This window comes from Streptomyces sp. NPDC098781 (genome assembly GCF_044759995.1).
Classification (GTDB): Bacteria; Actinomycetota; Actinomycetes; order Streptomycetales; family Streptomycetaceae; genus Streptomyces.
Genome location: NZ_JBIWAK010000007.1, coordinates 40,525 through 64,816, shown reverse-complemented (window position 1 = coordinate 64,816; position 24,292 = coordinate 40,525). Strand labels below are relative to the sequence as shown.

The 24,292-nt window shown below is 71.8% G+C and carries 22 protein-coding genes and 1 pseudogene; 15 read left to right on the top strand and 8 right to left on the bottom strand.

Annotated elements, in window-relative coordinates; translation table 11 throughout:
* Positions 1–58: 58 nt before the first annotated feature.
* Positions 59–199, top strand: a complete 141-nt coding sequence (locus tag ACIQWG_RS27280; protein WP_404100484.1) for an SCO1431 family membrane protein — start codon at positions 59–61, stop codon at positions 197–199.
* Between the two features lie 146 nt (positions 200–345).
* On the top strand, positions 346–1,005 hold the full coding sequence (locus ACIQWG_RS27275; protein WP_404100482.1) for a TetR/AcrR family transcriptional regulator: 660 nt from the start codon (positions 346–348) through the stop codon (positions 1,003–1,005).
* A gap of 60 nt (positions 1,006–1,065) precedes the next feature.
* On the opposite strand, the gene ACIQWG_RS27270 is transcribed toward ACIQWG_RS27275, so the two are convergent.
* Positions 1,066–2,304, bottom strand: coding sequence for a glycoside hydrolase family 18 protein (locus ACIQWG_RS27270; RefSeq protein ID WP_404100480.1), 1,239 nt, complete (start codon positions 2,302–2,304; stop codon positions 1,066–1,068).
* 334 nt (positions 2,305–2,638) lie between these two features.
* On the opposite strand from ACIQWG_RS27270, the gene ACIQWG_RS27265 reads away from it, so the two are divergent.
* The 3 genes from ACIQWG_RS27265 to ACIQWG_RS27255 all read left to right on the top strand — a co-directional run bounded on the left by ACIQWG_RS27265 (position 2,639) and on the right by ACIQWG_RS27255 (position 6,394).
* Positions 2,639–3,811, top strand: a complete 1,173-nt coding sequence (locus tag ACIQWG_RS27265) for an acyl-CoA dehydrogenase family protein (protein ID WP_404100478.1) — start codon at positions 2,639–2,641, stop codon at positions 3,809–3,811.
* Between the two features lie 417 nt (positions 3,812–4,228).
* Positions 4,229–5,284 (top strand): hypothetical protein, encoded by a 1,056-nt coding sequence (locus ACIQWG_RS27260; protein WP_404101136.1) that lies wholly within the window; start codon positions 4,229–4,231, stop codon positions 5,282–5,284.
* Positions 5,285–5,296: 12 nt separating this feature from the next.
* The gene (locus tag ACIQWG_RS27255) at positions 5,297–6,394 is read left to right on the top strand and encodes a phosphotransferase family protein (protein ID WP_404100476.1); all 1,098 of its coding nucleotides are present in this window, start codon (positions 5,297–5,299) and stop codon (positions 6,392–6,394) included.
* Positions 6,395–6,404: 10 nt separating this feature from the next.
* Here ACIQWG_RS27255 and ACIQWG_RS27250 read toward each other — a convergent pair whose 3' ends face one another.
* Positions 6,405–6,845, bottom strand: coding sequence for a hypothetical protein (locus tag ACIQWG_RS27250; protein ID WP_404100474.1), 441 nt, complete (start codon positions 6,843–6,845; stop codon positions 6,405–6,407).
* A 268-nt stretch (positions 6,846–7,113) separates the two neighbouring features.
* Between ACIQWG_RS27250 and ACIQWG_RS27245 the strand changes: the two genes are divergently transcribed.
* From ACIQWG_RS27245 to fxsA, 4 genes are all read left to right on the top strand, one after another.
* Entirely contained in the window at positions 7,114–7,554 is a 441-nt protein-coding gene (locus ACIQWG_RS27245) for an Lrp/AsnC family transcriptional regulator (RefSeq protein ID WP_404100472.1), read from the top strand.
* 77 nt (positions 7,555–7,631) lie between these two features.
* Positions 7,632–9,245, top strand: coding sequence for an amidohydrolase (locus tag ACIQWG_RS27240; protein WP_404100470.1), 1,614 nt, complete (start codon positions 7,632–7,634; stop codon positions 9,243–9,245).
* Between the two features lie 556 nt (positions 9,246–9,801).
* Positions 9,802–10,614 (top strand): polyprenol monophosphomannose synthase, encoded by an 813-nt coding sequence (locus ACIQWG_RS27235; protein ID WP_404100468.1) that lies wholly within the window; start codon positions 9,802–9,804, stop codon positions 10,612–10,614.
* Positions 10,615–10,687: 73 nt separating this feature from the next.
* Positions 10,688–11,242, top strand: a complete 555-nt coding sequence (fxsA, locus tag ACIQWG_RS27230; protein ID WP_404100466.1) for an FxsA family membrane protein — start codon at positions 10,688–10,690, stop codon at positions 11,240–11,242.
* A 148-nt stretch (positions 11,243–11,390) separates the two neighbouring features.
* Here the strand turns inward: fxsA and ACIQWG_RS27225 are convergent, their stop codons facing one another.
* From ACIQWG_RS27225 to ACIQWG_RS27210, 4 genes are all read right to left on the bottom strand, one after another.
* Positions 11,391–11,765, bottom strand: a complete 375-nt coding sequence (locus ACIQWG_RS27225; protein WP_003977404.1) for an RNA polymerase-binding protein RbpA — start codon at positions 11,763–11,765, stop codon at positions 11,391–11,393.
* A 278-nt stretch (positions 11,766–12,043) separates the two neighbouring features.
* Positions 12,044–13,402, bottom strand: a complete 1,359-nt coding sequence (locus tag ACIQWG_RS27220) for an MFS transporter (protein WP_404100464.1) — start codon at positions 13,400–13,402, stop codon at positions 12,044–12,046.
* Between the two features lie 55 nt (positions 13,403–13,457).
* Positions 13,458–14,228 carry a glycerophosphodiester phosphodiesterase gene (locus ACIQWG_RS27215; protein ID WP_404100462.1) on the bottom strand — a complete coding sequence of 257 codons (771 nt, stop codon included), beginning with the start codon at positions 14,226–14,228 and terminating at the stop codon, positions 13,458–13,460.
* Positions 14,225–14,959, bottom strand: coding sequence for a YitT family protein (locus tag ACIQWG_RS27210; RefSeq protein ID WP_404100460.1), 735 nt, complete (start codon positions 14,957–14,959; stop codon positions 14,225–14,227). Before ACIQWG_RS27210 ends, ACIQWG_RS27215 begins: the two co-directional genes overlap by 4 nt.
* Before the next feature lie 29 nt (positions 14,960–14,988).
* Here ACIQWG_RS27210 and ACIQWG_RS27205 point away from each other — a divergent pair, with 29 nt between their 5' ends.
* Entirely contained in the window at positions 14,989–16,488 is a 1,500-nt protein-coding gene (locus tag ACIQWG_RS27205; protein ID WP_404100458.1) for a PLP-dependent aminotransferase family protein, read from the top strand.
* A gap of 13 nt (positions 16,489–16,501) precedes the next feature.
* On the opposite strand, the gene ACIQWG_RS27200 is transcribed toward ACIQWG_RS27205, so the two are convergent.
* Together ACIQWG_RS27200 and ACIQWG_RS27195 are read right to left on the bottom strand one after the other, a co-directional pair.
* On the bottom strand, positions 16,502–18,136 hold the full coding sequence (locus tag ACIQWG_RS27200) for an ABC transporter ATP-binding protein (RefSeq protein WP_404100456.1): 1,635 nt from the start codon (positions 18,134–18,136) through the stop codon (positions 16,502–16,504).
* Between the two features lie 40 nt (positions 18,137–18,176).
* Positions 18,177–18,371 (bottom strand): hypothetical protein, encoded by a 195-nt coding sequence (locus ACIQWG_RS27195; RefSeq protein WP_004002760.1) that lies wholly within the window; start codon positions 18,369–18,371, stop codon positions 18,177–18,179.
* 314 nt (positions 18,372–18,685) lie between these two features.
* Between ACIQWG_RS27195 and ACIQWG_RS27190 the strand changes: the two genes are divergently transcribed.
* The 5 genes and pseudogenes from ACIQWG_RS27190 to ACIQWG_RS27170 all read left to right on the top strand — a co-directional run.
* Positions 18,686–19,078 carry an ankyrin repeat domain-containing protein gene (locus tag ACIQWG_RS27190; RefSeq protein WP_404100453.1) on the top strand — a complete coding sequence of 131 codons (393 nt, stop codon included), beginning with the start codon at positions 18,686–18,688 and terminating at the stop codon, positions 19,076–19,078.
* Positions 19,079–19,378: 300 nt separating this feature from the next.
* Positions 19,379–20,797: a HEAT repeat domain-containing protein gene (locus tag ACIQWG_RS27185; protein WP_404100451.1), complete on the top strand. Its 1,419-nt coding sequence runs from the start codon at positions 19,379–19,381 to the stop codon at positions 20,795–20,797.
* A 198-nt stretch (positions 20,798–20,995) separates the two neighbouring features.
* Complete coding sequence (locus tag ACIQWG_RS27180) at positions 20,996–22,126, top strand: glycosyltransferase family 4 protein (RefSeq protein ID WP_404100449.1); 1,131 nt, start codon at positions 20,996–20,998, stop codon at positions 22,124–22,126.
* On the top strand, positions 22,123–23,283 hold the full coding sequence (locus ACIQWG_RS27175; RefSeq protein WP_404100447.1) for a glycosyltransferase: 1,161 nt from the start codon (positions 22,123–22,125) through the stop codon (positions 23,281–23,283). Before ACIQWG_RS27180 ends, ACIQWG_RS27175 begins: the two co-directional genes overlap by 4 nt.
* A pseudogene (locus ACIQWG_RS27170) lies at positions 23,280–24,119 on the top strand (SGNH/GDSL hydrolase family protein); the annotation flags it as partial. The gene ACIQWG_RS27175 and the pseudogene ACIQWG_RS27170, both read left to right, overlap by 4 nt.
* Positions 24,120–24,292: the final 173 nt, after the last annotated feature.

Here is a 24,292-nt window from a genome sequence, read left to right as displayed (position 1 = left end):
GGGGTCACGTGAGGAACGTCTCGGCCGCAAAGGCACGTCCCGGTGGCAGGGTGGGCATATGACCACGCACACCACCGCGGCCGCCCGTGTCCGGACGGGCGGCCCCAGGGAAGACGGCCCGAAGATCGCCGAGCACATCATGGGCTGGACCCTTGTCGTGGTCGTCGCGATGCTGGTGGCCCAGCTCGGTCTGCTGTGAGCTGACGCACACGGGGCGCTTTGATCGAACATTTACCGACCCGACGGCTGGCGAACGTTTCAGAGTCGATCACACTCGAACGAGCAGTGGGTGAAGGTCTGCCATACTGCCGATGTCCCGCCGCCCGTTGAACAACAGGGTCGAAATTGAATATCAGTCAGCAGCGCGACGCGGCCCGTCCCCGGGCCCGCGGCACCGAGCGTTCTGTGGCGCGTCGTGCCGAACTCATCGCCATCGGGCGGAAGTTGTTCGCGGACACGTCGTACGACGCCCTCTCCATGGACGACATCGCCAGGCAGGCCCATGTCGCCAAGGGGCTCATCTACTACTACTTCCAGTCAAAGCGCGGCTACTACCTGGCGATCATCCAGGACTCCGTCGTCGACCTGGTCTCCTACGCGGCGAGCGGACTCGAACTGAAGCCGGTGGACCGGGTCCACCGCACCATCGACAGCTATCTGCGCTACGCCGAGCACAACCAGGCGTCCTACCGCACCATCGTCAGCGGCGGAGTCGGCTTCGACGCCGAGGTGCACGCCATCCGGGACGGCGTGCGCGAGGCCATCGTCGCGACCATCGCCGAGGGCGCGTACGGCCGTACCGACATCGCCCCGCTGGCCCGGATGGGTCTGCTCGCCTGGGTGTGCAGTGTCGAGGGCGCCACCCTGGACTGGATAGACCGCCCCGAACTGCCCCGTGACACCATGCGCGAGCTGCTGGTGAAGATGCTCGGCGGTGCCATGCGCTCCATCGAGGAGCTCGACCCCTCCTACCGGGCCCCGCAGCCGGCCCGCCGGGGCGACTGACGGCACGCGCATGGGGCGGAGGTCTCGTGGCCCTCCGCCCCAAGCCCCCCGTGGGACCGGTCAGTTGATGGACTTGATCAGCTCACCGTTGGCCGTGTCCCCGCTCAGCTCCCAGAAGAACGTCCCGCCCAGCCCCTGCTGGTTCTTGTACGTCATCTTGGTGCCGATGGTCGCCGGGGTGTCGTAACTCCACCAATTGCTCCCGCACTTGGCGTACGCGGTACCGCCCACCGTCCCGGTCGCCGGGCACTTGGACTTGAGGACCTTGTAGTCCTCGATGCCCGCCTCATAGGTGCCGGCGGCCGCGCCGGTCGCCGTACCGCCGGGCGCCGCCTGGGTGACGCCGGTCCAGCCGCGGCCGTAGAAGCCGATGCCGAGCAGCAGCTTGGCCGAGGGGATGCCGAGGCCCTTGAGCTTGGCGATGGTCGCCGAGGTGTGGAAGTTCGCCTTCGGGATGCCGGAGTAGGAGTTCAGCGCCGAGTGCGGAGCCGTCGGACCGGTCGCGTCCCAGGCGCCGAAGAAGTCGTACGTCATCGGGTTGTACCAGTCGACGTACTGGGCGGCGCCCGCGTAGTTCGCCGCGTCGATCTTGCCGCCGCTGGTCGCGTCGGCGGTGATCGCGGCGGTGACCAGATTGCCGGAGCCGAACTTGGCGCGCACCGCGGACATCAGGTTCTTGTAGGCCTCGCGACCGCTGGTGTCACAGGTGGCGCCGCAGGCGTTCGGGTACTCCCAGTCGATGTCGATGCCGTCGAAGACGTCCTTCCACTTGGAGTTCTCGACCAGGTCGTAGCAGGACTGGGCGAACGCGGCCGGGTTGCGCGACGCCTCGCCGAAGCCGCTCGACCAGGTCCAGCCGCCGAAGGAATAGAGGACCTTCAGGCCGGGGTGCTTCTTCTTCAGCTCGCGCAGCTGGTTGAAGGTGCCGCGCAGCGGCTGGTCCCAGGTGTCGGCGACGCCGTCCACCGACTCGGCTGCGGTGTAGGTGCGTTCGGTCGCGGCGTAGGAGTCGCCCATCGCGCACTTGCCGCCGGTGACGTTGCCGAAGGCGTAGTTGATGTGGGTCAGCTTGGCCGCCGAGCCCGAGGTCTCGATGTTCTTGACGTAGTACTTGCGGTCGTAGGTGCCCCATTCGGTGAAGTAGCCGACGACCTTGGAGCCGGCGGCCAGCTTCGGTGCGGAGGCGGGTTCGGCGGTGGCGGTGCCCGCGCCGGCGAGCAGTCCGGCGCCGAGGACGGCCGCGCACGCGGCGGAAACGAGTGCCCGCAGCCGGATGCGGGGGCGGTGCGAGAGGTGCATCGGGTGTCTCCTCGTGGGGGAGAGGGGAGCATGCTCCGATTGGCATGAACGCGCTGATGCGTTGATCCGTCACCGTAGGAGGACTAGACCAGTACGTCAATGGTTCGGACCAATTTCGGCGCCATGGACAACATGTCGGACACTTCTTGGAGTGAGCGGTCGTTAACTGGTGACTGGATGCCTCCGATCGGGCATACTCACAGCGCACAGCCGCTGGTCAGCAGCTTCCGAGACCCGGGAATGCGAGCATCGGCCCGGCACCAGTGAGATCTGGCGGAGCCGCCCCACCCAAGGCGAACGACCGCCGACGTGCCCGACAGGGAGGATCGTCGCCATGCCCGACCGCGCCCCGCAGCCGGTGGACCGTCAACTGCCCACGGACGAGGCCCGGGATCTGCTCTCGCTCGTCCGCGACATCGCGCAGCGCGAGATCGCCCCGAATGCGGCCGAGGAGGAGGACGCCGGACGCTTCCCGCGCGAGGTCTTCACCCTGCTCTCCGAATCCGGACTGCTCGGCCTGCCCTACGACGCCGAGTACGGCGGCGGCGACCAGCCGTACGAGGTCTACCTCCAGGTCCTCGAAGAGCTCGCGGCGGCCCGCCTCACGGTCGGCCTCGGTGTCAGCGTCCACACCCTCGCCTCGTACGCCCTCGCCACCTACGGCAGCAAGCAGCAGCAGGTCGAGCACCTGCCCGCGATGCTCGGCGGCGGACTGCTCGGCGCGTACTGCCTCTCCGAGCCGGCGTCCGGCTCCGACGCGGCCTCCCTGCGGACCAAGGCCGTCCGCGACGGCGACGACTGGGTCATCACCGGCAACAAGGCCTGGATCACCCACGGCGGCATCGCCGACTTCTACACCGTCATGGCCCGCACCGGCGAGGACGGCCCGCGCGGGATCACCGCGTTCCTGGTGCCCGGGGACGCGGCCGGCCTGAGCGCGGCGGCGCCCGAGAAGAAGATGGGCATGAAGGGATCGCCCACGGCCCAGGTCCACCTCGACGGCGTCCGGGTCGGCGACGACCGGCGGCTCGGTGAGGAGGGCCAGGGCTTCGCCATCGCCCTGTCCGCGCTCGACTCGGGGCGGCTCGGCATCGCCGCCTGCGCGATCGGCGTGGCCCAGGCCGCGCTGGACGAGGCGGTGACCTACGCGACCGAGCGACGGCAGTTCGGCAAGCCGATCGCCGACTTCCAGGGCCTGCGCTTCATGCTCGCCGACATGGCCACCCAGATCGAGGCGGGCCGTGCGCTGTACCTCGCGGCGGCCCGGCTGCGCGACGCGGGCCGCCCCTTCGCCAAGCAGGCGGCGATGGCCAAGCTGCACTGCACCGACACGGCGATGAAGGTCACCACCGACGCCGTCCAGGTCCTCGGCGGATACGGCTACACCGCCGACTTCCCGGCCGAGCGCTATATGCGCGAGGCCAAGGTCCTCCAGATCGTCGAGGGCACCAACCAGATCCAGCGGATGGTCATCGCCCGTCACCTAGCGGGTCCCGAGGGACGCTGAACTGGCCGTGCTTGACCTGCGGCGCCGCGAGCCGGATCCACTCCGGGTCGTGGCGCCCCGGCAAGGTGCGGCCCCGGTCGGCCCACATCCGCATCAGATCGCGGTAGATCGGCGGATCCGGCTGCTGCGGGGGTGCCGGCGGCTGAAGCGTTCCTGTGGGACGGGGAACGAACACGCGGCGCTGGGGCCCGGTCCCGTAGTAGGTGTGGGGCATACCAGGGCAACGCGGAGGTGGGCGGACAAGTCACCCCCGGTCGGATTCGGGCGTGAGTTCACCCGCGTCCGGTTCCCTCTCTGGTCACCCGAGGCTGTCTGACGTACCGTCAGCCCAGCCCGCGTCCAGGGAGGTTTGCCGTGGCCGACGACGACCGCCCGGTACCGCTCGACGAGTACCCGGTGCACCAGGTTCCCCTGTCCATGAAACACGTCGCCACCGGCGACCGGAACGCCTACGACCGCTGCATCTTCCACGTCCTCGACCACCGCGGACGCGCCCTGCTGATCCTCGGCCTCGGGGTCTACCCGAACCTCGGGGTGATCGACGCCTACGCGACCCTTCGGGTGGGGCACACCCTGCACGCGGTCCGGGCCTCCGACGCGCTCGGCGACGACCGGATGCGGCTCGCCGTCGGACCGCTGCGGATCGAGGTCGAGGAGCCGCTGCGAAGGCTGCGCCTGGTGTGCGACGGCGACGCCCGGACGGCTGACTCCCTGACGTACGACCTCACCTGGACCGCGGACTTCCCGGCGCTGTGGGAACCCCATCACCTCCAGCGCCGCGGCGACCGGCTCACCCTCGAAGGGCGCCGCTTCGTGCAGGCCGGAAGGGTGGCGGGCGTGATCCGCGCGGCCGGGGAGGAGTTCCGGGTCACCGCCGGGGAGTGGACCGGCACCCGGGACCGCAGTTGGGGTGTGCGGCCCGTACCGGGGGAGGAGGGCGGACGGCTCGCCGAGGAGCATCCGACCGAGGGCTTCCACTGGATCTGGTGCCCGGTCCGCTTCGAGGACCGGTTCCTGATGGTGATCGTCCAGGAGGACGCGGACGGCCACCGCTCGCTGAACGAGGCGACGCTGGTCCGCCCCGGCCACCGAGACCGCCAACTCGGCTGGCCCCAGGCCGAGATCACCTACCGCCCCGGCACCCGCCACCCCGAGCGCGCCCTCATCCACCTCGGCGACGTCCGCAAGCCCCGGGAGCTGGAGGTGGAGATCCTCACCTCCTCCCCGCTCGCCGTCGGCGCCGGCTACCCGCCCGCCGACGACTGGCAGCACGGCACCTGGCGCGGCCGCGGCTGGACCGACCGGCGCACCTACGACCTCGACCAGGCCCACCCGCTGGCCGCGTACGGCGTCACCGACCACGCGGCACGCTTCCGCCTCGACGGGCGGATCGGTCGCGGGATCTTCGAGCACGGCACGTTCGGGCGGCACGACCCGAGCGGCTTCGCGGACTTCACGTCGGTCGCACCGTAGGAGGTTCGGGACATGGCAGCGACAGCACCCCGCCCACGCACCACCACCCGTGACCTCGAGGCGCTCACCCGCCGCCTCACCGCCTGGCTCGACGCCCGGCTGCCCGGCGCGCGGGCGGTCGGCGTGACGGTCCCCGAGTCGAACGGCCTCTCCAGCGAGACCCTGCTCTTCGACATCGATCACCCCCAACCTCCCGCGCACGCCTGCGCGTTGCGGCTCGCGGCCGACCCGGCGGCGTACACCGTGTTCCCGGTGTACGACATGCCGCGCCAGTACCGGACGATGCGCCTGGTCGCCGAGCGGTCCGACCTGCCCGTACCGAAGGTGCTGTGGCTGGAGGAGGACCCGGGCCCGCTCGGGGCGCCCTTCTTCGTCATGGAGCGCGTCGAGGGGAGGGTGCCGCCGGACGTGATGCCCTACACCTACGAGGGCAACTGGCTGCACGCGGCGAGCGACGAGCAGCGCGAGCGGCTGGAGGCCTCGACGGTCGGGCTGTTGGCTCGGCTGCACGACCAAGTGCCGCTGGAGGAGGCGGGGTTCCTCGCGCTTCCTGGCGAGGGCGACGCACTGAGGCGGCACGTCACGACCCAACGCGCCTACTACGAATGGGTGGTTGACGGACTCGCCCGCTCACCGCTGATCGAGGACGCCTTCGACCGCCTGGAGGAGCTCTGGCCCCGCGATCCGGGCACACCCGTGCTCAACTGGGGCGACGCGCGCATCGGAAACATCGTCTACGACGGGTTCGACCCCAGGGCCGTCCTGGACTGGGAGATGGCGGCACTGGCCCCGCGCGAGGTCGACCTCGGCTGGACCGTCTATCTGCACCGCTTCTTCCACGACCTGACGGTCGCGTTCGGACAGCGCGGCCTGCCGGACTTCCTGCGCCGCGACCGGGTCGAGGCCCGCTACGCCGACCTCACCGGACACACCCCGCGCGACATGGACTTCTACACGCTGTACGCCGCCCTGCGGCACGGGGTCGTCATGCTGCGGATCGCCTACCGCCAGGCCTACTTCGGCGAAGTCGCCGTCCCGGCCGACCCGGACACACTGATCCTGCACCACGGCAGCCTGCGAGCCATGGTGCAGGGCAGCTACTGGGATTGAGCGAGGCGGCTCAGGCGGCCTGGGCGCGCAACTCCGGCACCCGGATGGGACGCGAGCCCGGGCCACCGACGTGCGAGAAGGGCTGAGTCCGCCAGTCGAGCCCCTGAGGGAGCGTCAACAGCAAGGCGGTGTCCTGCTCCTGGGGCTCCGTCGACTCGTCCGCGGAGCGGGCGTCGACGGCCCTGCGGCCCGTACCGGCACAGACCGTGAGGCCGAACGGGTTCCACGGCGAGGCGCACAGCGCGTGCTCCGGGAGGACCTCCTCCTCCGCCAGCAGGGCGATGGGCTGCGCGCAGTCCGGGCAGATCACCCGGTACATCTCGTAGGTGTCGTACGCGTCGAGTTCGTAGTCCTCCTCCAGGGCGTCGGGTTCGACACCCTCCGGAGCGGGCTCGACGACCGGCTGCGGGCGCTTGGGCGTAGTACGACCAGGGCGCTTAAGACTCTGCATGGGATTCTCCCCCTCGGGCTGGGCCGTGAAGGCACTGCGGCCTCGACCACAGCAAGCACTTCCCGCCTGATCTCGGCGTTAATCACGGGAACATCACGGGTCCTGTTCGGGGCCTGTGGCCTTCGTCACATGCCGCGCGCAGGTGCCCCTCGCGGCCGGTTTGTCCCTCGGCCGGCGCACAGCCGGCTGCCGGACACATCACGAACCGGGCATGACCTGGGCCGCTCAGGTATCCGAGGAGATCAGGCGCACTGTAGGTTCTTGCGCCATGGAGGAGCTGGACCGACAAATCGTGCAGCTGCTCGTCAAGGACGGGCGGATGAGCTACACCGACCTGGGCAAGGCCACCGGCCTGTCCACGTCTGCCGTGCACCAGCGGGTGCGGCGGCTGGAGCAGCGTGGCGTCATCCGCGGCTATGCCGCGGTCGTGGACCCCGAGGCGGTGGGGCTGCCCATGACCGCGTTCATCTCGGTGAAACCGTTCGACCCCAGCGCGCCGGACGACATCGCGGACCGGCTGGCCGACGTGCCCGAGCTGGAGGCCTGCCACAGCGTCGCGGGCGACGAGAACTACATCCTCAAGGTCCGCGTGGCCACGCCGCACGAACTGGAGGAACTGCTCGGACGGGTGCGGGCGCTGGCGGGGGTCTCCACCCGGACGACGGTGGTGCTGTCGACGCCGTACGAGGCCCGGCCGCCGCGTATCTGAAACGCCGGGTCCCGCGCAGCCGGGCCCTGGGTGGCCCCGTGGCCGGTGCGAGCGGGGCGAGGCGCGAGACTGTTCCCATGAGTGAGCCCACCGCCCAGCAGCAGACCGTCCTCCTGCGCCGAGGAGAAGTCCACAGCCCCGCCGACCCCTTCGCCACCGCGATGGTCGTGGAGCGCGGCCAGGTCGCCTGGGTCGGGTCCGAGGGGGCCGCGGACGCCTTCGCCGACGGTGTGGACGAGGTGGTCGATCTGGACGGCGCGCTGGTCACCCCCGCGTTCACCGACGCCCATGTGCACACCACGGCCACGGGCCTCGCCCTGACCGGCCTCGATCTGTCCGACGCCCCCTCCCTGGAGGCCGCCCTGGCCCTCGTCCGGGACTTCGCCGCCGCCCGGCCGGACGACCGCGTCCTGCTCGGGCACGGCTGGGACGCCGCCCGCTGGCCCGGAGGCCGCCCGCCGACCCGCGCCGAACTCGACGCCGCCACCGGCGGACGCCCCCTCTACCTCTCCCGCATCGACGTCCACTCGGCGGTCGTCAGCACGGCCCTGCTGGACATGACGCCGGGCGACCAGGGCGCCACTGACGCCCCGCTCGTCGCCGACGCCCACCACGCCGTACGCGCCACCGCGCTGGCCTCCATCACCCCGGCCCAGCGTGTCGAGGCCCAGCGTGCCGCACTCGCCCGCGCCGCCGCCCTCGGCATCGGCACCGTCCACGAGTGCGGTGGGCCGGAGATCTCCTCCGAGGACGACTTCGCCGGCCTGCTCCGGCTCGCCACCGAGGAGGCCGGGCCACGGGTCGTCGGGTACTGGGCGGAGCAGGGCGACGAGGGCGTGGCCAAGGCGCGTGAGCTGGGCGCGATCGGCGCGGCCGGTGACCTCTTCGTCGACGGCGCCCTCGGCTCGCACACCGCCTGTCTGCACCAGCCGTACGCCGACGCCGCCCACACCGGCACCGCCTACCTGGACGCGGCCGCCGTCGCCGGCCATGTCGCCGCCTGCACCGAGGCCGGCCTCCAGGCGGGCTTCCACGCGATCGGCGACGCCGCCGTGACCGCCGTCGTGGAGGGCGTGCGCGCCGCCGCCGACAAGATCGGCCTCGCCCGGGTCCGCGCCGCCCGACACCGCGTCGAGCACGCCGAGATGCTCACCCCGGACTCCGTCGCGGCCTTCGCCGAGCTGGGCCTGACGGCCTCCGTGCAGCCCATGTTCGACGCGCTGTGGGGCGGTGCGGACGGCATGTACGCCCGGCGCCTCGGCGCCGAACGCGCCCGTTCCCTCAACCCCTTCGCGGCCCTGCTGCGCGCCGGCGTCCCGCTCGCCTTCGGCTCCGACAGCCCCGTCACACCCCTCGATCCCTGGGGCACGGTCCGCGCGGCGGCGTTCCACCGCACGCCCGAGCACCGGGTCTCGGTCCGCGCCGCCTTCACGGCGCACACCCGCGGCGGCTGGCGGGCCGTCGGGCGCGACGACGCGGGTGTCCTGGTACCGGGCGCGCCCGCCGACTACGCCGTGTGGCGCACCGACGAACTGGTCGTCCAGGCCCCCGACGACCGCGTCGCGCGCTGGTCCACCGACCCCCGTTCCGGCACCCCCGGCCTGCCCGATCTCACCCCGGGCCGTGACCTGCCGGTCTGCCTGCGCACGGTGGTGGGCGGACGAACGGTCTTCGTACGGCCGGGCGAGTGATCTCCCGGGGTGGCGCGAACCCGATTACTTCGCGCCGCCCCGTCGCGCGACCTGCGCATCCTCTGCGCCGACCAGCGGAAGGGGTGAAAAACCGCAGGTCAAACGGCTGTTGACAGGCGGAGGCCGATGGCCGGTAGGTTCGGCCGAGTCCACCACCGGACGCCCGACCGGGCAACCGGGGAACTTCCGGGAACACGTCGCAACGCCGCTGGGTCAGGGATGGTGTGCCGCACCGGGGCACCGTCACTGGGAGCCAGGCTCAGCGCTCGCGCGGCGACGACGGAACTTCCCGGCCGGTCGGGGAGGTGTGACCCGGATGGGGCCGGGCGCTCAGTAGACAACGGCTTTCGGTCGACCCGCAGCCAGCGGGTCCCAGGTCGGCCCGAAGGGCGCCGGGCCCCCATCCGCAGCGGGAGCGCACCCCGCAGCCGGTCACGCGGAAGTCGCACTCACCCCGCTCTTGTGCAATCGGCACCGGCATACGAACGTGCTGTCACGTCAGCGCAGGCCGCGCCCACTATGGTGGACGCCTGCGTACGGAAGTGAAGGGGCAGCAGTGAACGACGGCGACGGGACCCTCGGGGTGCAGGACCGCGGGAGGCGGTTCGGGCCGCTCGGCACGGCGTTGGTGATCATTCCGACCTACAACGAGGCGGAGAACATCAAGAGCATCGTCGGCCGGGTCCGCAAGGCGGTCCCCGAGGCGCATGTGCTGGTGGCCGACGACAACAGCCCCGACGGCACCGGCAAGCTCGCGGACGAACTGGCCGCCGAGGACGACCATGTGCAGGTCCTGCACCGCAAGGGCAAGGAGGGCCTGGGCGCCGCCTACCTCGCGGGCTTCCGCTGGGGCATCGAGCACGACTACGGCGTCCTGATCGAGATGGACGCCGACGGCAGCCACCAGCCCGAGGAACTGCCCCGGCTGCTGACCGCCCTCAAGAGCGCCGACCTGGTCCTCGGTTCCCGCTGGGTGCCCGGCGGCCGGGTGGTGAACTGGCCCAAGTCCCGCGAGTTCATCTCCCGCGGCGGCAGCCTCTACTCCCGGCTCGCGCTGGACCTCCCGCTGCGTGACATCACCGGTGGCTACCGCGCCTTCCGCCGCGAGACGCTGGAGGGCCTCGGCCTGGCCGACGTCGCCTCCCAGGGCTACTGCTTCCAGGTCGACCTCGCCCGCCGCGCGGTGAAGGCCGGCTATCACGTCGTCGAGGTGCCGATCACCTTCGTCGAACGCGAGCTGGGGGACTCGAAGATGAGCCGCGACATCCTGGTCGAGGCGCTGTGGCGGGTCACCACCTGGGGGGCGCAGGAGCGGGTCGGTAAGCTGCTGGGCCGCGGCAAGCCCTCACAGCCGCGCTCGCAGGCGTAGGTCCACGAGAGCGCAGGCGGGCCCGGGTGGTCCGCTTATCCCGCTCTGAGCACGGTCCAGGCACACTGGACGCATGACGACTGGCGCACCGACCCCCACCTCTCCCGCCCCGCCCCGGCGCTCCCGGCTGCGCACCTTCCTGCCGTTGGGCATCGCCGCGTGGCTGGTGCTGGAGATCTGGCTGCTGACCGTGGTCGCGGACGCGACGAGCGGGCTCGTGGTGTTCCTGCTGCTGATCGCCGGTCTCGTGCTGGGCTCGGTGGTCATCAAGCGGGCCGGGCGACGCGCCTTCCAGGCGCTGAACGAAGCGCTGCAACGGGGCGGCACCCCGGAGCGCGGCGGGGGCAACGGTCTGATGATGCTCGGCGGCCTGCTGATCATGCTGCCGGGCCTGGTCTCGGACGCGCTGGGGTTGGTCCTGCTGATCCCGCCGGTCCAGAAGGCGCTGAGCGCGTACACCGAGCGGGCCTTCGACAAGCGGCTGCGCCAGGCGACGCCTGGTTCATTCGGCGATGCCTTTCAGCAGGCCCGCATTCACCGCCCCGACGGCAAGGTCGTGCAGGGTGAGGTCATCAGGGACGAGCCCGGGGACGCCCCGCAGGGTCCGAGGCCGCCGCTGACCGGCTGAGCGATTTGGGCGCCGGTGCCGAGCCGGCCCGGCGCCGATCCGGATTTGAGCACACGAAACCGCGGGCGCCGTACGTAGAGATCACGTACGGCGCCCGCGGTTGTTCGCTTTTTGCTTGCCTGGTGGAACCGTCCAAGCCGTTCAGGGACTATGCGGACTTACGGCTGTCCCGGGGGTGAACCGCGATGTTCATCGCCCCGGACCGCAGTACGGCGAGACGCTCCTCGAGGACCTCTTCGAGTTCCTCGCGGGTGCGCCGCTCCATCAACATGTCCCAATGCGTACGCGCGGGCTTGGCCTTCTTCTCCTCAGGGCCGTCGCCGTCCACGAGGAGTGCCTGGGCTCCGCAGACCTTGCACTCCCACTCCGGCGGGATCTCCGCCTCGACCGAGAAGGGCATCTCGAAGCGGTGCCCCTTCTCGCATGCGTACTCCACGGCCTGGCGCGGGGCCAGGTCGATACCGCGGTCCGTCTCGTAGCTGGTCACCACGAGGCGCGTGCCGCGAAGAGCTCGCTCACTCATGAATCGTGCCTCCCGGGCTTGTCGCCCACAGGACAGGTGTCGCTGTCGTCGTCATCCGGTCAACGTCCGGTCGGCGGTAAAGATTCCCGTTCCGCGTCACGTCCCGGGTCGTGCGTCGCCGTCGTAGCCGCAGCCTTGCTGACCAATGTCGTACCCACCGGCGCCCGGTTTGTCACATCTGCTAGCAGATGTAACCCAGCGTTTCGGCATCTTTGACGCGCAGTAACGGTACGCCTGGCAGGCCAAACGCGTACACTACCGCCCTTTCACGCTGAACGCTAAATCGTCGTCGGCACCGGATTGCCCGCGTCGCTGATGGCCCGGCGCACCGGAACCCGCGCGAGCAGGGCGAACCCGATGACGAAGAAGGCGACGAGCGAGATGATCGCGTCCCGGTAGCTTCCCGTCAGCTGGTAGGTGAGCCCGAACAGCAGGGGGCCGAGCCAGCTCATGCCGCGGTCGCTCATCTCGTACGCCGAGAAGTACTCGGCCTCCTTGCCCGGCGGGACGAGATGCGAGAACAGGGAGCGGGACAGGGCCTGGCTGCCGCCCAGGACCAGCCCGATGCCGCCCGCCAGCACGAAGAACCACACCGGCGCCCCGGCCGGCAGGAAGTACCCGGCGGCCAGCGTCACCGTCCAGGCGACGAGCGAGCCGAGGATCGTCCGCTTCGCGCCGTAGATGCGGGCCAGCCGGCCCATGGCCAGCGCCCCCGCCACCGCGAGCACCTGGACCAGCAGCACGGCGCCGATGAGGGTGGACTGTCCGAGGCCCAGTTCCTCGGAGCCGTAGATCGACGCCTGGGAGATCACGGTCTGGATGCCGTCGTTGTAGATCAGGTAGGCGAGCAGGAAGGCGAGCGTCAGGGGGTGGCGGCGCATGTCGCGGACCGTCGCCGCGAGCTGGCGGAAGCCCATCGCGCCCGTTGTCTTCTCGGTTCTGCCGGTCGTGGCCGGCCGGTCGCGCAGCCGTCGAAGCGGGATGAGCGCGAACGCGCCCCACCACAGGCCGGCCGAGGCGAGACAGATGCGGACGGCGGTGCTCTCGGAGACGCCGAAGGAGTCGTGCGCCAGGTACAGGACCAGGTTCACGATCAGCATCAGCGAGCCGGCGGCGTAACCGAAGGCCCAGCCCCTGGAGGACACCGCGTCGCGCTCCTCGGGCGGGGCGATCTGCGGGAGGTAGGAGTTGTAGAGCATCATCGCGACCGACTGGGCCGCGTTCGCCACGATCAGCAGCAGACCGCCGAGCAGATAGCGGTCGCCGTCCAGGAAGAACATGGCGATGGTCGCCGTGGCCCCCAGATATGCCGCGACCGCGAGCAGCGGCTTCTTGCGGCCCGTGCGGTCGGCGGCGGCCCCCACCAGAGGCATCACCAGGACGGCCACGATCACCGACAGGGACACCGAGTACGCGAAGAAGGAGCCCGCGCGCACCGGGATGCCCAAGGGGTGGACGAACCCGTCCGCGTCCGCCGCCTCCTCGGCGACCGACGTCAGATACGGGCCGAGGAACACGGTGAGCACGCTCGTCGAGTAGACGGAGCACGCCCAGTCGTAGAAGTACCAGCCGCGTTGCTCGCGGCGGCGGCCGGCCGCCTCGTCGGCCGCGTCCGCCCGCACGGTATCGGTGCCCACCCCGCGCCCTCGCTTCTTTCCTGGTGATCCCGCGCGAGGGCGGAGCCGGACCGGGTCAGACCCAGACGTCCCGGTCCTCCATGACCTTGCGCAACGTGTCGATGTGATCGGTCATGATGCCATCGACTCCCAGGTCCAGGAGCCGGTGCATCGCATCGGGATCGTTGATGGTCCACACGTGCACCTGGAGCCCGCGCGCGTGGGCGGCCCGTACGAAGCGGTGGTCGACCAACTGGATGCCGGACTGCGTCTCGGGCACCTGGGCGGCGACGGCCGAACGGCGCAGCGCGGCCGGCACGCCCCAGGAGCGCAGCCGCAGATTGAGCACACCCCGGGTGCCGTAGGAGGTCGCCAGGCGCGGTCCGGCGAGGCGCTGGGCGCGGATGACGCGCGCCTCGGAGAAGGAGCCGACGCAGATGCGGTCCCAGGCGTTCGTGCGCTCGATGAGCTCCAGGAAGGGGTGGAGCGTCGGCTCCGCCTTCAGGTCGACGTTCCAGCGCACCTCGGGGAAGGTCTCCAGGAGCTCCTCGAACAGCGGGACCGGCTCCTGCCCGGCCACGCGCGCCTGCCGTACGTCGTTCCAGGGCAGGTCGGCGATCCGGCCCGCTCCGTCCGTCACCCGGTCCAGGGTCGAGTCGTGGAACGCGACGAGCTTGCCGTCGCGGGTGGTGTGGACGTCGGTCTCGATGTACCGGTAGCCCAGGTCGACCGCCCGCCGGAACTGAAGCGCGGTGTTCTCCAGGCCGTCGGCCGCTCCGCCCCGGTGGGCGAACGGGATCGGGCCGGGGTGGGCGAGGTAAGGGTGGCGTATGCGCGTGGTGCTCACGGACGCAGTATCGCTCCCCGGGGTTGCCCGGTGGCAACGACCGTGCTGCCGTCCGATGCCGGAGGGACGGCGAACACGCGCAGGAAGAGCTGGGCGAGCGGGCCGATCGACACCGCGTACAGGACGGTGCCCACACCGACCGTGCCGCCGAGCGCGAAACCGGTCACGACCACCGCGATCTCGACGGCGGTGCGCATCAGCCGGATCGAGCGGCCGGTGCGCCGGTGCAGGCCGGTCATCAGACCGTCCCGGGGCCCCGGCCCGAATCGGGCGGCGATGTAGAGGCCGGTGGCCACGCCGTTGAGGACGATGCCGGCCAGCAGGAGGGGGATCTGTACGGCCAGGGAGTGCGCCTCGGGGAGCAGAGCGAGCGTGCCGTCCATCGCGATGCCGACCACGAAGACGTTGGAGACCGTGCCGAGGCCGGGGCGCTGGCGCAACGGGATCCACAGGAGCAGCACCGCCGCGCCGACGATGATCGAGACCACGCCGATCGTCAGGCCGGTGCGTTCGGCCAGGCCCTGGTGCAGCACGTTCCAGGGCTCCAGGCCCAGGCCCGCCTCGACGAGCAGCGCCGAGCTCGCGCCGTAGAGCGCGAGCCCGACGTACAGCTGTGACAACCGCCGTACCAGATGCCGTTGTCCGGTCCCTTGTGCGGACAAGGAGTGCCCCCTGTGGTCGTAGTGGCCTGCTCCATGACACCCTGTGGCTTGGGAGGCCATGCCATCCATGGCCAATTCGGAGAAGGTGGACTGGAATCATGCCGCAGTGGACTTCGGCGGTGGGTGCCGCGCAGCTCGCCCGGCTCCTCACCTCCCAGCAGGACCGCCCGGCCGGGCCCGGCAGCAAGCGCCCGCCCGCCTACCGGGCCCTCGCCGACGGTATCCGGCTGCTCGTCCTGGAGGGCCGCGTCCCGGTGGCCGCGCGGCTGCCCGCCGAGCGTGAGCTGGCCCTGGCGCTGTCGGTGAGCCGTACCACGGTGGCGGCGGCGTACGAGGCGCTGCGCGCCGAGGGGTTCCTGGAGTCGCGGCGCGGCGCCGGGAGCTGGACGGCCGTACCCGCCGGGAACCCGCTGCCCGCGCGCGGGCTGGAGCCGCTGCCGCCGGAGGCGCTCGGCTCGATGATCGACCTGGGCTGCGCGGCGCTGCCCGCGCCCGAGCCCTGGCTCACCCGTGCCGTGCAGGGCGCCCTGGAGGAACTGCCGCCGTACGCCCACACCCACGGTGACTATCCGGCCGGGCTGCCGGCGCTGCGGTCGATGATCGCCGACCGGTACACCGCGCGCGGGATCCCGACCATGCCCGAGCAGATCATGGTGACGACCGGCGCGATGGGTGCCATCGACGCGATCTGTCATCTCTTCGCCGGGCGCGGTGAGCGGATCGCGGTCGAGTCGCCGTCCTACGCCAACATCCTTCAGCTGATGCGCGAGGCGGGCGCCCGGCTGGTGCCGGTCGCCATGGCCGCGGGGCTGGCCGGCTGGGACATGGACCGGTGGCGGCAGGTGCTGCGGGAGGCGGCGCCGCGGCTCGCGTACGTCGTCGCCGACTTCCACAACCCCACCGGCGCGCTGGCCGACGACGACCAGCGGCGGCGGCTGGTGGACGCCGCCCGGTCGGCCGGGACCGTGCTGGTCGCCGACGAGACGATGAGCGAGCTGTGGCTCGATCCGGACCTCGACATGCCGCGTCCGGTGTGCGCCTTCGACCCCGCAGGGTCGACCGTCATCACCGTCGGATCGGCCAGCAAGGCCTTCTGGGCGGGCATGCGGATCGGCTGGGTGCGGGCGGCTCCGGACGTCATCCGCAGCCTCGTGTCCGCGCGCGCGTACGCCGATCTGGGCACGCCCGTGCTGGAGCAGCTGGCGGTGAACTGGCTGTTCGGCACCGGTGGTTGGGAGCAGGCCGTGGAGGTGCGGCGCGGACAGGCCCGGGAGAACCGGGACGCGCTCGTGGCGGCGGTGCGGCGGGAGCTGCCCGGCTGGGAGTTCGAGGTGCCGCACGGCGGGCTCACCCTGTGGGTGCGCACCGGTGGCCTGTCGGGGTCGCGGCTCGCGGAGGCGGGCGAGCGGGTCGGCGTCCGGGTGCCGTCAGGGCCCCGGTTCGGGGTGGACGGGGCGTTCGAGGGGTATGTGCGGCTGCCGTTCACCGTGGGGGGCGCGGTGGCGGAGGAGGCCGCGGTGCGGTTGGCCGCGGCGGCTCGGCTGGTGGAGAGCGGGGTCAGTGGCGGGAGCGACGCGGTGCGTCCGTTCGTGGCGTGAGCCGCGCGGCCCGCTACGACGTCTCCGCCACCACGGCCTCCGCGGGCACCGGCTCCGGTTCCTCCTGCGGCTTCTCCAGCCTGGCCGGCGCCTGCGCCTCCACCGGCGTGGTCCGCTCCGGCAGCAGCTCCAGTACGGCCTGCCGGTGCGCGTCGCTGGTCGCGTCGTCGTACGGGTCCGGGGTCGCCGGGACCTGGAGGCGGTGCACGGGGCCGCTGCCGAGGCGGGCGTAGCCACGGCCGGGCGGGATGTCCGCCACCGGCGTGGTGTGCGGGGGAGCGCCGAGGACCGTTTCCAGTTGCCGGGCCGTCGCCGGGCCGAGCACGACACGCGCGCGTGTGTGCTGTCGTACCGCGTCGGACAGGGCGTCCAGGGCGTCCCACTGCTCGGCCACGACCACCGTGACGTTCGCCGCGCGGCCGTGCCGGAGGGGGACCTGGAGCAGGGACTGCGGGTCCTTGCGGTCGTCCGCGGCGGCGAGGTGGGTGAACGCGGTCGGGCGGTCCAGCAGCAGCCACAGGGGCCGCTTGGTGTCGTCCGGCGGCGGGTTGCCCGCCTGACGGGCGCGGTTGACGGCGATCAACCGCCGTTCCGTCTCCGTCGCCGCCCACTCCATGCTGGCCAGCGCCCCGGCCAGCCCGCACTCGACGGCCAGGACGCCGTCACGGCCGGTCAGACAGGCGTACTCGCCGGTGCTGCCGCCCTCCACGATGACGACGTCGCCGTGGCGCAGGGCCTGCAACGCGACGGAACGCAGCAGGGTCGAGGTGCCGCTGCCCGGCTGGCCCACGACCAGCAGGTGCGGCTCGGTCGAGCGGATGCCGGTGCGCCAGACCACCGGCGGTACGTCGCGGCGCTCCTCGCCGTGGGTGAGGGGGAGCGTGCGCTGGGTGCGGCTGGGGTCGGTGAAGCCGAGGACCGTCTCGCCGGGGGCCGTGACGAAGGGCTGGGCGGCGATGTCGGTGGGCAGCGGGGCGAGGACGGTGACGGTGAGCTCGTTGCCCTCCTCGTCCCAGTCGAAGTGGTACTCCCGGCCGCGGCCCGACTTGGTGGTCAGCAGGTGCTCGATCCGCGCGCGGGCCGGTGCCTCCCCGTCGGTGAAGTAGGCCGGGTAGCGGACGAGCAGACCGCTGACGCGTCCGGTGCCGTCGAACTCGTACTCCGGGAAGGCCTTCTCCCACTCGCCGCCGTGGGTGTACAGCGGCTCCGGGTCGTCGGCCGTGGAGAAGTACGGCACCAGCGCCTCGTACAGCGCCCTCAGCCGCTCCTGCTGGGACTCGTCGGGTCCCTCGGGCGTGGCCGGCTTGCGGTCCCGGCCCTGCCAGGCTGCCGCCGCCATCAGGGTGATGACGGCGAGCAGCGGTCCGTACGGAACGAGTGCCACGACCAGGATCATCGAGGCGACCAGGAACAGCAGCGGTCCGCGCTTGTCCTTGGGGGTCTCGGCCCATCTGCGCCGCCCGGCCGAGGCCAGCCGGCGCAGACCACGGGTGATCGTGATCAGTGGATGGAGGACATCAGAGGCGCTGTCGCCGGCCGTCCGGGCCAGCTCCCGGCTTCGGGCGATCTGCGCCCGGGCCAATTCCCGGCTCCGGGTGATCTGCGCGCTGCCTGTGCTCAGGATGCGGGGGAGGGGGCGGCGGGCCACTGCTGTCTCCTACAGGTGCGTACGGGCGGGTGGGACGGCGTCAGAACTGGATGCCGCCCAGGAGGCTCGCGAGACTCTCGCCGCCGGCCTTGATACTCGGGGCGATGGCCGTGCTCGCCAGGTAGAAGCCGAACAGAGCCGAGATCAGGGCGTGCGACGCCTTCAGCCCGTCCTTGCGGAAGAAGATGAAGACGACGATGCCGAGCAGAACGACGCCGGAGATGGAGAGGATCATCTGAGTGCTCCTGGTTTGGGGGGACAGTCACCATGAGTACTTCCAGGCTCACAGGATGTATCCATACGATAAAAGGTGCAACTGAGTGAAAACCGGCGAATTTCCCTCGGGTGGCGGAGTGTCCTTGACCGGATGAGCTTGGGTGTCGCCTCCGGTCGTGTCTGCGATGATCTTTGCCTCGGACGCACCGGGTCATGTGCCGCGCGAGCCAGTACCCTGGCGAATCACCCGTACGGCCGACGCCGCTCGCCGGCCGTACCCTTGCCCCGCGGTTCCCCGCAGTCCCCGTTCGTAAGTGAGAGGCGGTCCGGCCGATGAGCGAAGCCCCCGACCCCGAGGTCGTGGAGCTGGCGACCAAGATCTTCGATCTGGCCCGGCAGGGGCAGACCGAGGCGCTCGTGGCGTACGTCGACGCGGGCGTTCCGGCCAACCTCACCAACGACCGCGGCGACTCCCTCGTGATGCTCGCCGCCTATCACGGCCACTCCGAGGCGGTGCGCGCCCTGCTCGCCCGGGGCGCCGAGGCGGACCGTGTCAACGACCGAGGCCAGACGCCACTCGCCGGTGCGGTCTTCAAGGGCGAGACGGACGTGATCAAGGCCCTTCTGGAAGGCGGCGCCGATCCGGCCGCGGGCACCCCCTCGGCCGTCGACACGGCCCGGATGTTCGGCAAGACAGAATTGCTCGAACTGTTCGGCGCGCACTGAGCCGAATGCTCTGACCAGCGAGAACACAGAAAACGGGGGAGGCGGTACAGGGCCGCCGAAATTTCGGTCGCGGCAGACGGAAGTGCCGAGTCATCATGACGTCGTGATTCACGGACGCGATGGCCGGGCAGGTGTTGCCGCACCGCGCGGGCCGTGATCGGTCCGCATGGGCCACCGACGAGAGGCAGAGGAAGATGGTCTACAGCAAGCAGGAAACGGCGGGCGCCCCGACGTGTTGTCACGCGGCCAGGTGAAGCAAGAACCCCGGTTGCGTCGACGCTTGATGTGAGGCTGTTTCCCATGTTCGAACCGGTCATAGCGCCCAGCGGTACGCTGCTCGGCCTGCTCCAGCGGGGCCGTGGCGACGGAACACTGCACGCGCTCACCGCCCCGCGCGCCGAGGCGCTCGCGGCTCTGAACCACTGTGTACTGCGGGACCCCCGCCACGACTGGCAGGTGGAGAACCGCTCCCTGTACTACGCCCGTCTCTACCTCGATCTGAACGGCGAGCTGGACGAGATCGAGGCCCACCTCTTCGACGTCGAGGACGCCCTCGACACCGACGAGTCACGCACCGGGCTGTCCCTAGCCGTCCTCGGCCACCTCGCCTCCTACGGCAGGCGGGACGCGCTCGCCCTGCTGCGCAGGTACGCCGCCTCGGGCTCGAACTGGGCCTGGGCGCTGGACGAACTGGCGCTCAGGGACGACGACAGCGGGTTGCGCGCCCTGGCCGCGCCCGTACTGGCCCGATTCCCGGCCGATCCCGAGGGCGAGGCCGAGCTGGCCGTCGCCGTACGCGATGCTTTTGAGCCACGGCCGTGGCGGCTGTGGGCCGACGATCCGCGCGAATCGATCGCCACGCGCGTGCGTGCCGCTCAGGAAGCGGGCTGTTTCGACCGCTGGCAACGCCAGATGCGACCTACCGGGCCCCGTCCGGGGTGGAGCGTGCGGGCCGTCTTCGAATGGGCCCAGGAGGGCATCGAACGCGGTGTCGCGCTCCATGTGCCGGCCGCGCGGTGCCTCATGGCCGTCGCGGGACCCGAGGACCGGCCCGAGATCGTCGCCGCCGCCGAGGACGGCACCGACGGAGCCCGCTGTACGGCCCTGCGCTACCTCGCCGACAGCAACGATCCTCAGGCCCTCGACCTGGTCGAGGTCGCGGTGGTCACCGGCTCGGTGACCGTCGTGGAGGCCGCGGTCGACGCGTTCGAACGTATGCGCAGTGTCGCCGCCGTCGATCGCGCGCGTGGCTGGGCCCGGCGGCCCGACCCGCTGGGCGCCGCCGCCGGACGCATGCTGGCCTGCCGGGGCGGAGCCGAGGACAAGGACCTGGTGCTGGCCGCGCTACGGGAGGCGGTGCGCGGCGAAGGCCCCGACGCGCCGACCCTGTGGACCCTCGTGGACGGCACCGGGCGGCTCGGCATCGCCTGCGCGGCCCCCGTGCTGCGCCACGTCTACCGCGAGACCGCCTCCTCCCATCTGCGCGGACGCACCGCCCGCGCCCTCGCGGCCACCGACCCCTCCTTCGCGTCCGGATTCGCCGTCGAGTGCCTCTGGGACTGCGAGGAGACCACCCGCGAGATCGCCGCCCGGCACGCCGAGACCGGTGACACCCGCGTCGTGGAGCGACTGCGCCGGCTCGCCGCCGATCCGGCCGAGGAGGCCGAGGTCCAGACGGCCGTACGCAGCCGGATCGGACCGGACTCGAGCGCCGGCTGATCACCCGGCGTCAGATGTGTTCACGCTGTGAACATCGGGGAGATCCGCCCGCCGGGTGAACACGCGGTGACCAGCGGGTCAGGCGCGCATGGACGTGGCCTGACCCGCTCGGGTGCGCAGCGGAACGCTCATGGGACGTTTGTCGTTCAGAAAGATCCACTTTGACGCGGCCACGTCCAGCACGGCGACAACACCGGTATGCGTGTCGTCATCGTGACCGAATCCTTTCCCCCCGATGTGAACGGCGTGGCCCACTGCGCGCTCCAGACCGCCCGACACCTCGTCGATCGCGGTCACGCTCCCCTCGTCGTCGCACCCGCCCCCGCGCCCGGGAACAAGCTCGCCGCCCTCGCGGCGCCGTGCCCGGTCGTCCACGTCCCCTCCCTCCCGCTCCCGGGCTATCCCCAGGTCCGCGTCGCCCTCCCCAGCCGGCGCCTCGCCGCAGCGATGGTCCAGCACCGCCCGGACGTCGTGCACCTGGCCAGCCCCTTCGTCCTCGGCGTGCGCGGCATGGCCGCCGCCGCCAAGTTCGGCATCCCCGCCGTGGCCGTCTACCAGACCGACCTGGCCGGATACGCCCGCACCTACATGGGCGCCGGCGAGGCAGCCGCCTGGCGGCGCATACGGTCCGTCCACTCCGCCGCCGACCTCACCCTCGTCCCGTCCAGCGCTTCCATGAACGATCTGGAGACCCACGGGGTTCCCCGGCTCAAGCTGTGGGCGCGCGGCGTGGAAACATCCCGCTTCCGCCCCGAACTGCGGGACGAGAAGCTGCGCCGCGAACTCGCCCCGAACGGCGAGGTCATCGTCGGCTACGTCGGGCGGCTCGCCCCGGAGAAGCACATCGAGCTGCTCTCCGGCGTCTGCCGGCTGGCGGGCGTCAAGGTCGTCATCGTCGGCGACGGGCCGAGCCAGCCCGCGCTCGCCGAGGCGCTGCCCGGCGCGGTCTTCCTGGGCCGGCGCGGCGGGGACGACCTCGCCCGGATCTTCGCCTCGTTCGACGTCTTCGCCCACACCGGCCCGTTCGAGACCTTCTGCCAGACCGTGCAGGAGGCCATGGCCAGCGGTGTGCCGGTCGTCGCCCCCGCCGCCGGCGGTCCGCTCGACCTGGTCGACCACGGCCGCACCGGCCTGCTGGTGCCGCCGCGCGACGCCGACGCCGTACGGGACGCGGTGCAGTCCCTGGTCGCCGACCCGGCGCTGCGTGCCGAGTACGGGGCCGCCGGACTCGCCAAGGTCGCGGGCCGCACCTGGGCGGCCATCGGCGACCAGCTGATCGGGCACTACAAGGACGTCGTCGCCGCGCGCCGGACGGTGGTGGCGGCATGACCGGTCTGCGTATCGTCCGGCTCGCCAACTTCGTGGCGCCCGCCTCCGGTGGGCTGCGCACGGCGCTGCGCGAGCTGGGCAAGGGCTTCAAGCTGGCGGGCCACGACCCGGTCCTGATCGTGCCCGGTGAGCGGTACAGCGACTGCGAGACCGAGCAGGGCCGAGTGATCACCCTGCCCGGCCCGATGCTGCCCGGCACCGGTGGCTACCGCGTGCTCATCGACAAGCGGCGGGTGCAGAACCTGCTGGAGCACCTCGGCCCCGACCGCCTGGAGGTCTCCGACCGCACCACCCTGCGGTGGACCGGCAAGTGGGCCCGCCGCAACCGGATCCCCGCCGTGATGGTCTCCCACGAGACCGCCGACGGCGTCCTGCGGACCTGGGGACTGTCGGAGAACCTGTCCCGGCGTGCCGCCGACGCCATCAACCTCCGTACCGCCCACACCTACTCGAAGGTCGTGTGCACCACGGAGTTCGCCGAGCGCGAGTTCGTGCGGATCGGGGTCCGCAACGTCGTACGGGCTCCGCTCGGCGTCGACCTGATGAACCGGCGTCCCACCATGCGCGACGCCGCCCTGCGTGCCACCCACGCGCGTGCGGACGAGACGCTGCTGGTGATGTGCTCCCGGCTCTCCGTGGAGAAGCGGCCCGGCACCGCGCTGGACGCCCTGGAGTCCCTGCGCCGGCGTGGAGTGCGCGCCGTGCTCGTGGTCGCCGGGAACGGTCCGCTGCGCGCGGGGCTGGAGAAGCGGGCACAGGAGCGGGATCTTCCGGTGACCTTCCTCGGGCACGTCGCCGACCGCAGCCTGCTCGGTGCGCTCCAGGCCTCCGCCGACGTGGCCCTGGCCCCCGGGCCCGCCGAGACCTTCGGGCTCGCCGCGCTGGAGGCCATGGCCTGTGGCACGCCCGTGGTGGCGAGCGCTTCCTCCGCGCTGCCGGAGGTGATCGGATCGGCCGGGGCCACCGCCGCGGACAACGGGGACGCCTTCGCGGACGCCGTGGAGATGATCCTCGACCGTCCGGAGCGCGAGCGCCGTGAGACCGCACGCGCGCGTGCGGAGTGCTACGGGTGGGGCACAGCGGTGGACGCCTTCCTCACCGCCCACGACGCGGCGCTGCCGGCGCGTCCCTTCATGCGTGCGGAGGGCGCGGCATGAGACCGCTCCGTTTTGTCGCCCTCGGGGACTCGCTGACCGAGGGTGTGGGCGATCGCGTGGGCAACGCGTGGCGTGGCTGGGCCGCGCTGCTCGCCGGCGGACTGGCCGAGCCGGGCGCCGAGTTCACCAACCTCGCGGTGAGCGGGGCACAGACGCGCGATGTGCTGGAGAGGCAGCTGCCCGCGGCGCTGTCGCTGCGGCCGCACGTCGCCTCCGTCCTCGTGGGCGTCAACGACACGCTGCGCGGCACCTACGACATCGAGAAGATCGCCGAACGCCTCGACAGGGTCTTCGCGTCCTTCTCCCGGCAGGGCACCGCGCTGCTCACCGCCTGTCTGCCGGACCCGGGCACGATGCTCGGGCTGCCGACCGTCCTCGGCAACCCGCTGGCCCGGCGGCAGCGTGCGGTCAACACGGTGGTCCACACCCTGTCCGAGCGGTACGGGGCGACGCATCTGCACGCCGTCGACGACGACTGGATCAGCGACCGCGCGATGTGGAGCTCGGACCGGCTGCACCCGGGGGAGCGCGGGCACCGGCAGATCGCCCTGCGCTTCCACGCGATGCTGGCGGACCGGGGCCTCGCGACAGGCGCCCCGCCCTCGCCCGAGCCGGAGTTCCCGCCGCCCACCAAGTCGGCGAGCATGCTGTGGCTGGCCACCGCAGGTACCGCCTGGGTGATCCGGCGGTGCAACGACCTGCTGCCCCAGCTGGTGCGCCTCGCTGCCACCGAGATGCGGCACCGCGCGCGGGGCACCTGCGGGCGGCTCGACCTGCGCGCGGCACACGCGGTGTCCCTCGCGCTGGCCTCGCTGGCGGTGCCGGAGCCGATGCCGTTGCCCGAACACCGGCCGGCGGCCGAGCACCGTGCGGCGCCGGAGCACCGGTCCCTGGCGGCGCAACTGACGCTGCCGGACGGGCTGTCGATGCCGGGTCAGCTGTCCCTGCCGGACGGGCTGTCGCTGCCCGGCCAGCGCACGGTCTCGGAGCACCAGCCCGAACCGGAGGC

Excerpts from the sequence above, each read along its gene's own strand:
- ACIQWG_RS27255 (WP_404100476.1), top strand. The coding sequence starts at position 5,297 with ATGGCAGCGACAGCACCCCGCCCACGCACCACCACCCGTGACCTCGAG.
- ACIQWG_RS27185 (WP_404100451.1), top strand. The coding sequence starts at position 19,379 with ATGTTCGAACCGGTCATAGCGCCCAGCGGTACGCTGCTCGGCCTGCTC.
- ACIQWG_RS27210 (WP_404100460.1), bottom strand. The coding sequence starts at position 14,959 with ATGGATGGCATGGCCTCCCAAGCCACAGGGTGTCATGGAGCAGGCCAC.
- ACIQWG_RS27270 (WP_404100480.1), bottom strand. The coding sequence starts at position 2,304 with ATGCACCTCTCGCACCGCCCCCGCATCCGGCTGCGGGCACTCGTTTCC.
- ACIQWG_RS27260 (WP_404101136.1), top strand. The coding sequence starts at position 4,229 with ATGAAACACGTCGCCACCGGCGACCGGAACGCCTACGACCGCTGCATC.
- ACIQWG_RS27195 (WP_004002760.1), bottom strand. The coding sequence starts at position 18,371 with ATGATCCTCTCCATCTCCGGCGTCGTTCTGCTCGGCATCGTCGTCTTC.
- ACIQWG_RS27205 (WP_404100458.1), top strand. The coding sequence starts at position 14,989 with ATGCCGCAGTGGACTTCGGCGGTGGGTGCCGCGCAGCTCGCCCGGCTC.
- ACIQWG_RS27280 (WP_404100484.1), top strand. The coding sequence starts at position 59 with ATGACCACGCACACCACCGCGGCCGCCCGTGTCCGGACGGGCGGCCCC.
- fxsA (WP_404100466.1), top strand. The coding sequence starts at position 10,688 with ATGACGACTGGCGCACCGACCCCCACCTCTCCCGCCCCGCCCCGGCGC.
- ACIQWG_RS27225 (WP_003977404.1), bottom strand. The coding sequence starts at position 11,765 with ATGAGTGAGCGAGCTCTTCGCGGCACGCGCCTCGTGGTGACCAGCTAC.
- ACIQWG_RS27240 (WP_404100470.1), top strand. The coding sequence starts at position 7,632 with ATGAGTGAGCCCACCGCCCAGCAGCAGACCGTCCTCCTGCGCCGAGGA.
- ACIQWG_RS27245 (WP_404100472.1), top strand. The coding sequence starts at position 7,114 with ATGGAGGAGCTGGACCGACAAATCGTGCAGCTGCTCGTCAAGGACGGG.
- ACIQWG_RS27265 (WP_404100478.1), top strand. The coding sequence starts at position 2,639 with ATGCCCGACCGCGCCCCGCAGCCGGTGGACCGTCAACTGCCCACGGAC.
- ACIQWG_RS27250 (WP_404100474.1), bottom strand. The coding sequence starts at position 6,845 with ATGCAGAGTCTTAAGCGCCCTGGTCGTACTACGCCCAAGCGCCCGCAG.
- ACIQWG_RS27175 (WP_404100447.1), top strand. The coding sequence starts at position 22,123 with ATGACCGGTCTGCGTATCGTCCGGCTCGCCAACTTCGTGGCGCCCGCC.
- ACIQWG_RS27180 (WP_404100449.1), top strand. The coding sequence starts at position 20,996 with ATGCGTGTCGTCATCGTGACCGAATCCTTTCCCCCCGATGTGAACGGC.
- ACIQWG_RS27190 (WP_404100453.1), top strand. The coding sequence starts at position 18,686 with ATGAGCGAAGCCCCCGACCCCGAGGTCGTGGAGCTGGCGACCAAGATC.